Source organism: Actinospica durhamensis, from assembly GCF_018139695.1.
In the GTDB taxonomy this organism is placed as follows: Bacteria; Actinomycetota; Actinomycetes; order Streptomycetales; family Catenulisporaceae; genus Actinospica; species Actinospica durhamensis.
The window spans coordinates 1-5192 of the sequence record NZ_JAGSOG010000415.1; the positions used below are offsets into that span (position 1 = coordinate 1).

At 71.5% G+C, this 5192-nt stretch carries 3 protein-coding genes and 1 pseudogene; 2 read left to right on the plus strand and 2 right to left on the minus strand.

Translation table 11 applies throughout. The features are described 5' to 3' along the window. A pseudogene (locus KDL01_RS38880) lies at window positions 1-349 on the plus strand (hypothetical protein); the annotation flags it as partial. Between the two features lie 93 nt (window positions 350-442). Here the strand turns inward: KDL01_RS38880 and KDL01_RS38885 are convergent. Beyond that, complete coding sequence (locus tag KDL01_RS38885; RefSeq protein WP_212533734.1) at window positions 443-2488, minus strand: S53 family peptidase; 2046 nt, start codon at window positions 2486-2488, stop codon at window positions 443-445. Between the two features lie 261 nt (window positions 2489-2749). Then, window positions 2750-3829 (minus strand): redox-regulated ATPase YchF, encoded by a 1080-nt coding sequence (gene ychF, locus KDL01_RS38890; protein ID WP_212533735.1) that lies wholly within the window; start codon window positions 3827-3829, stop codon window positions 2750-2752. 27 nt (window positions 3830-3856) lie between these two features. Here ychF and KDL01_RS38895 point away from each other — a divergent pair, with 27 nt between their 5' ends. Continuing rightward, a complete protein-coding gene (locus KDL01_RS38895; RefSeq protein ID WP_212533736.1) occupies window positions 3857-4981 on the plus strand; it encodes a DNA recombination protein RmuC in 1125 nt (374 codons plus the stop codon). Window positions 4982-5192: the final 211 nt, after the last annotated feature.

Sequence of the window (5192 nt, forward strand, 5' to 3'; positions counted from 1 at the left end):
GCCCCGGGCCACGCCCACCCCGCCCGGTCCCACGCCGCTGCCCTATCAGGGGCCTCCCGGCGCCTACGGCCCGCGCCCGGCCACCCCGCCGGCCGGCCTGCCGTACCGCTACCCGGGGGCCGCGGCGCCGCGTACCAACGGCATGGGCACCGCCGGCCTCACCCTGAGCCTGTGCGGGCTGATCCTGCCCGGCCTGCTGGTGCTCGGCATCATCTTCAGCAGCGTCGGCATCTCCCGGGCCAGGTCGGGCTCGCTCCCGGACGGCCGGGCCAAGGCGGGCCTCGCGGTGAGCCTGATCGCCGCCTTCGGCTGGATCATCGTCGGCATCATCGTGAAGAACCGCGGCTAGCGCGCCGCGTCCGAGAACGCCGCCGCCCCCGTACCCGCCGGCCTGAGCCGACGGGTACGGGGGCGGTTTCACGCAGTGTGCCCGCCAGGCGGACTACCAGCCCAGGCGCGCCCAGAGGTAGTTCGTGTTCGGCGTGCCGACGCCGGTGGCGTCGTCGTAGCCGGGCGTGGCCGTGAGCAGCTGGTCGTCACCGAAGCCCACCGAGTAGTTGGTGGCGTCGGTGCCGTCGTCGGCCGGCATGTCGTTGTACGCCTTGGTCCCCGGGCCCTTGCCGGTGACGTCGGTGTACACGCCGGTGCCGTACTCGGCGTAGATCGCCGGGTTGGCGAAGCCGATCCGCCGGCCGCCGTCGACCTGGATCGCATCGGCCTGCAGGCCCGCGAACAGCGGGCTGGCCAGGCTGGTGCCGCCGTAGTCCTCCACGCCGACGCCGGTGGTGCCGTCCGGCAGCGTGGTGGTCAGGCCGATCAGGAAGCCGGTGTACGGGTCGGCGTCCATCGAGACGTCCGGCACGGTGCGCATCGCCGAGGTGGTGCGGGTGCCGTCCGGCAGGGTGGTGGCCAGCGTCTTGGAGACCACGCCGCGCTGGTACCAGGGCTGCGAGAAGATCGCACTGGTGCCGCCGCCGCCGCCGAAGTACCACTCCAGGTAGGACCAGCCGGAGCCGGCGGTCGTCGGGGGCAGGTAGATGTCGGTGCCCCACGACGTGTCCCACAGCACGTTGCCGTGCTTGCCGATGGCCGTGCTGGTGCCGCCCACCGCGGTCACCCACGGGTCGGTGTCCGGCCAGTCGGCCTGCGGCACCGTGGAGGTGTCGTTGGCGCCACAGCCGGTGGTCGGGTCCTCGGCGCCGCAGTCACCGGTGGAGAAGTTGATCTCGATGCCCTCGATCGCGCCCTGCATCAGGGTCTGGTCGTAGGCGTCCTTGTCCGCGGCGGTGAGGTTGCCGGCGCTGGAGAAGACGACCGAGCCCCAGGAGTCGGAGACGATGTCGGCCGAGTGCGTGTCCACGATCTGCTGCAGCGGGACCAGCAGGTCGGCGTTCTGGCAGGAGTTGCCGCCGTAGTAGTGCACGGTGGCGGCGGGCGCCATCGCGTGCACGGCCTCGACGTCGATGTGCTCCTCCGGCGACCAGTCCGCCGGACCGCCGCAGTCGGCGTAGTCGTAGAAGTCGGCCGGGGTCTCGGTGTCCAGGAACTGCCCCGGCTTGAACGCCGGGTCGCCCTGGTACTTCGCGTACGTGTTGGCGTCGGACAGGATGTCCGAGGAGCCGTACGCGTCCACGATCGCAACCGTCACGCCCTTGCCGGTGACCCCGTCCACGCCGTAGGCGCTGCGCAGCTGCTGCGGGGAGTAGCCGCACAGGACGTACGGGTTCTCCTTGCCGCCCTGGGCCGGCGCGGTGGTGTCGACGGCCTGCCCGTAGTAGCTCGAGCACGGCTCCTGGCCGACGTAGGTCGCGCCGTCACGGGTCGTGCCCATGGTGGGCTTGGCCCCGGTGATCGCGTCCTCGGTCGCCGTCGTGTTGATGGCGCCGGCCGGCGCCATCGTGAGCGGCATGGTGCTGAGCGAGCCGACGCTGAGCACGTCCGCGGCGACCGCCGCGGGCAGGTGCGCGGAGCCGGCCGGAGCACGGTAGGTCTTGCCCTTGACGCTGTAGTTGTGCAGCGAGAGCCCATAGGTGGACTCCGTCTGCGCGGCCGAGCCGGAGACCTGGATCTCGTGGCTGTTGGCCGAGGCGACCTTCAGTCCGGACGAACGCAGCCAGCTCTCGACAGCGGAGATCTGGGCGGCGGTGGTACCGAACCTGGCCTGGTACTGCGACGCACTCAGGTACTTGTGATACAGCGCGTTCCCCGGCGTGGAGACGGCCTCGGCATAGGCCTCCATGCCCGCCTGGTCCTTGGCGGCCAGGTAGATCGTGGAGGTCACCGCGGTACCCGACGCGACCTGGCCGCGGTCGGCCGAGGCGGTGGCCCAGGCCGGCTGCATGCCGCCGAACGTGACGCTCGCCGCGGTCGTACTCGTCGCCGCGTGCGCCGCGCCTGACGCGACGAAGGTGCCGGCGAGAGCGGCCACGGCGAGCGAGGCGGCACCGACGCGCCGTCCGCGCCGGGCACGGGATATATCAGGGGCCATACTTTGTGGGTCCTTCCCCAGCTGTGGCCCGTCCGCGCCTGGTGTGTGCGGGCGGGCAGGCGGAAGTTACTAAGACGAGTTAGTACTCTTCCACCCGACGCTGGGCAAGGTTTGGGATATCAAGGTTTGGTATGGGTTGGCGATCATGGCGCGCGGATCTGCCCGGATCCGCGCGAAAGCCGCACTCAGGGCGTTCGTGGAAGACTGACGGCGGCGGCCTCCACCGGAGACCGCCGCCGTCAGACCATCAGACCTCGATGATCACACATTGAATCGGAATTCCACCACGTCGCCGTCCGCCATGACGTATTCCTTGCCTTCGATCCTGGCCTTGCCGCGGGAGCGCGCCTCGGCCACCGAGCCGCAGGCGACCAGGTCGGCGTAGGAGACGATCTCGGCCTTGATGAAGCCGCGCTGGAAGTCGGTGTGGATGACGCCGGCCGCCTCGGGAGCCGTGGCGCCCTTGCGGATCGTCCAGGCGCGGGCCTCCTTCGGCCCGGCGGTCAGGTACGTCTGCAGCCCCAGGGTGTCGAAGCCGACCCGGGCCAGCTGGGTCAGCCCGGACTCCGGCTGGCCGATCGACTGAAGCAGCTCCAGCGCCTCGTCCTCGGCCAGCTCGATCAGCTCGGACTCGATCTTGGCGTCCAGGAACACCGCCTCGGCCGGCGCGATCAGGGCACTGAGCTCGGCCCTGAGCTCGTCGTTGGACAGCTCGTCCGCGTCCAGGTTGAACACGTAGATGAACGGCTTGGCCGTGAGCAGGTGCAGGTCGCGCAGCGGCGCGAGGTCGAGCCCGGCGGCGAAGACGGTGGTGCCGCCCTCGAGCAGCTGCTGCGCCTGCTCGATCGCGGCGACCTTCTCCTGCTTGTCCTTGGCCATCCGCGCCTCCTTCTGCAGGCGCGGCAGGGCCTTCTCGATCGTCTGCAGGTCGGCCAGGATCAGCTCGGTGTTGATGGTCTCGATGTCGCTCTTGGGATCCGGCGCGCCCTTGTCGTCGGCGAAGACCACGTCCGGATCGGTGAAGACCCGGATGACCTGGCAGATCGCGTCGGCCTCACGGATGTTGGCGAGGAACTTGTTGCCAAGACCCTGCCCCTCGGAGGCGCCGCGCACGATGCCGGCGATGTCCAGGAAGTCGACCGTGGCCGGAAGCACCCGCTCGGAGTGGAAGATCTCGGCCAGCTTGCCCAGTCGCGGGTCCGGCACGCCCACCACGCCGACGTTCGGCTCGATGGTGGCGAACGGATAGTTCGCCGCCAGGACGTCGTTCTTCGTCAGAGCGTTGAAAAGAGTCGACTTGCCCACGTTGGGCAGACCGACGATACCGATTTGCAGACCCATGAGCAGCAAGTCTAGTTCAATGGCGGGGTGACTCTCGGCGCCCTCGCACTCCTGCTGCTCGGCATCGCCATCGGTATCGCTCTCGGTGTGCTCGGTGAGCGCTCCCGCCGCAGCCGCCCGGGCGCCGCGCCGGACCCGGCGCTGGACTCTTCGGCCCGGCTGCTGCTGGAGACGGCCGACCGCCAGCTGGCCCGGGCCAGCGAGCCGATCCACGAATCGCTGCGCCACCTCGACGACCGCCTGCGCGAGATCGAGCAGGGCCGGGCCGCGGCCCAGGCGGCGCTCTCGCGCCAGATCGAGGACGTGCGCACCACCGGCGAGGAGCTGCGCGGCCAGACCGCGGCGCTGGTCACCGCACTGCGCACGCCGCAGGTGCGCGGCCGCTGGGGCGAACTGCACCTGCGCCGCGCGGTGGAACTGGCCGGCCTGGTCGATCGCTGCGACTTCACCGAGCAGCTGGTGATCCCGGCCCAGGAGGGCGCGGAGACCGGTGAGGGCGCGGGGGTGGCCAGGCCCGACCTCGTCGTGCACCTCGCCGGCGACAAGCACGTGGTGGTCGACGCGAAGGTCCCCCTCGGCGCCTTCCTCGAGGCGGCCGAGGCGCCCGACGAACTGGCCCGCCAGGAACGCCTGCGCGCCCACGCGAAGCAGCTGCGCGCGCACGTCGACGTGCTGGCCTCGCGGGCGTACTGGAAGCGGATGGAGAGCGCCGGCGCCCCCACGGTCGAGTTCGTCGTCCTGTTCGTGCCGGGCGAGGCGTTCCTCTCGCACGCCCTGAGCGCCGACCCCGAGCTGGTGGAGTACGCCTCCGAGCGGCGGGTGGTCCTGGCCAGCCCGATAACCCTGATCACCCTGCTGCGTACGGTCGCGTACGCCTGGACGCAGGACACCCTGGCCGGCGAGGCGCGCACCGTGGTCGCGCTCGGGCGGGAGCTGTACGAGCGCATCGGCGTGTTCACCGAGACGCTGGACACGGTGGGCAAGTCCCTCGGCGCCGCCGTCGGCGCCTACAACCGCGCCGTCGGCTCCCTCGACTCCCGGCTGCTGGTCACCGCCCGCCGGCTGCGCGACCTCGGCCTCGACGACGGCCGGCCGCCGAGCGCGCGCAGCCTCGACACCGCTCCCCGCGCCGTCGCCGAGCGCCCGGAGTAGCGCGCCGGGCGCACGCCCTCCGGCGGTCGCCACCCAGTCAGCCACACGAGTGAGATCGGCTGCGTTGCACCGGAACTGTCGGCATATCAGCTCGTACCGTTAGCCGCATGACCCGTCAGCGCGTCGCGATCCCCGCCGGGCCCCGCATCGCCCCGCCGCGCCCGGAGCCCGGTCGCGGCACCGCGGGCGGCCTCGCCGTCGGGCCCCGCCC